Origin of the sequence: Blautia sp. DFI.3.45, from assembly GCF_020593505.1 — a bacterium.
Classification (GTDB): domain Bacteria; phylum Bacillota; class Clostridia; order Lachnospirales; family Lachnospiraceae; genus Blautia_A; species Blautia_A wexlerae.
The window spans coordinates 1-1,693 of sequence record NZ_JAJDMI010000117.1 but is presented as its reverse complement, the minus strand read 5'-3'; the positions used below and the strand labels follow the sequence as shown (position 1 = coordinate 1,693).

The 1,693-nt window shown below is 41.3% G+C and carries 3 protein-coding genes; all 3 read left to right on the top strand.

Features of this window, described 5'->3' with window-relative positions:
- Positions 1-25 precede the first annotated feature (25 nt).
- Genes tnpA through LJE09_RS17130 form a run of 3 tightly spaced genes read left to right on the top strand, consistent with a single transcriptional unit; the run spans position 26 to position 1,532 of the window.
- A complete protein-coding gene (gene tnpA, locus LJE09_RS17135) occupies positions 26-433 on the top strand; it encodes an IS200/IS605 family transposase (protein WP_008707451.1) in 408 nt (135 codons plus the stop codon).
- Positions 430-615 (top strand): helix-turn-helix domain-containing protein, encoded by a 186-nt coding sequence (locus LJE09_RS19280; RefSeq protein ID WP_008707453.1) that lies wholly within the window; start codon positions 430-432, stop codon positions 613-615. The genes tnpA and LJE09_RS19280 overlap by 4 nt, the downstream gene beginning before the upstream one ends.
- Positions 588-1,532: an RNA-guided endonuclease TnpB family protein gene (locus LJE09_RS17130; protein ID WP_008707455.1), complete on the top strand. Its 945-nt coding sequence runs from the start codon at positions 588-590 to the stop codon at positions 1,530-1,532. Before LJE09_RS19280 ends, LJE09_RS17130 begins: the two co-directional genes overlap by 28 nt.
- Positions 1,533-1,693 lie beyond the last annotated feature (161 nt).

Genomic DNA, 1,693 nt, shown 5'->3' with positions numbered 1-1,693 from the left:
AAAAGATCAAAAAAGGACTGTTTTTATGGAAAAAATAGATCACAATGCACATTCAGTATATTTGATGTATTATCATCTGATCATGGTGGTAAAATATCGAAGAAAAGTTATCAATGACCCAATTTCAGAAAGAGCAAAAGAAATATGGGAATATATTGCACCCCGATATGGAATTGTTTTGGAGGAATGGAATCATGATATTGACCATGTGCATGTAATGTTTCGTGCACAGCCTAAAACGGAACTCAGTAAATTTATCAATGCATATAAAAGTGCCAGCAGCAGGCTGCTGAAAAAAGAGTATCCGGAAATCCGGGAAAAACTTTGGAAAGAAGCATTCTGGAGTCAGAGTTTCTGCCTTTTGACGGCAGGAGGCGCACCAGTTGAAGTGATCCGTCAATACATCGAAACCCAGGGAGAGAAAAAGCATTGAACATAGCATATCGTTTCCGGATCTATCCAACAGAAGAACAGAAGATACTTCTGGGAAAAACATTTGGCTGCTGCCGTTTTCTGTATAACCAGATGCTTAATGACAAGATCCGGGAGTATAAAAAGACGAAAAAACTGTTAAAAATACACCAGCCATGTATAAAAAGGAGTATTCATTTCTGAAAGAAGTAGATTCGCTGGCACTGGCAAATGTTCAGCTTCATCTGGAGAAAGCATATAAGAATTTTTTCCGTGATCCCAAGGTTGGATTTCCACGTTTCAAGTCAAAACATCACTCCAAAAACAGCTACACAACAAATGTAGTCAACGGAAATATTCTGGTAGAAGATAAGCGGATCCGGCTTCCCAAATTAAAATGGATCTCCATGAAAAAACACAGGGAGCCTGCAGAAAACTGCTGTCTGAAATCAGTGACAGTCAGTATGGAGCCGTCCGGAAAGTATTTTGCAAGTCTGCTGTATGAAGGATACAGCTGCGAAAACCAAGCAGCAGATGAAGATTACAGCAATGCCAAAATACTGGGGATTGATTATGCGATGCAGGGGATGGCAGTGTTTTCAGAAGAGATTGAACTTGAAAAAGCAGGATTCTTCAGAAGAAATGAAAAAAGGCTGGCAAGGGAGCAGCGTAAACTGTCGAGATGTGTAAAAGAAAGCCGCAATTATGTGCGGCAGAAAAAGAAAGTTGCCAGGTGCCATGAAAAAATACGAAACCAGAGAAAGGATTATCTGCATAAATTGAGCCGCAGGATTACAGACCAGTACGATATAGTCGCGGTAGAAGATATTGATATGAAAGCAATGGGCCAGTGCCTGCATTTTGGAAAAAGTGTACAGGATAATGGATACGGGATGTTCCGGAATATGCTGGATTATAAGCTTGCCTGGAAGGGAAAGAAATTAGTAAAGATAGACCGCTTTTTCCCTTCAAGCAAAAAATGCAGTAAATGCGGAAAGATAAAAAAAGAGCTGGGATTATCCGAAAGAGTATACCGCTGCACGTGTGGAAATGAGATGGACAGAGATCGAAATGCAGCGATCAATATCCGTGAAGAGGCAAGAAGGATGCTGGCAGTATAAACTGTCCATATCCGGACAATAAGTAAGAAAATGCGCCCGTGTCCGGGCAAAAAGAATCGCGGGGCACGCGAGGATAGCTTGTAGATACTTGGCTCGGTAGAGTCATTGAGCAAGAAGCCCCCACTTCAAAATCTGGGATTTAAGTGGTGGGAGCATGTCAC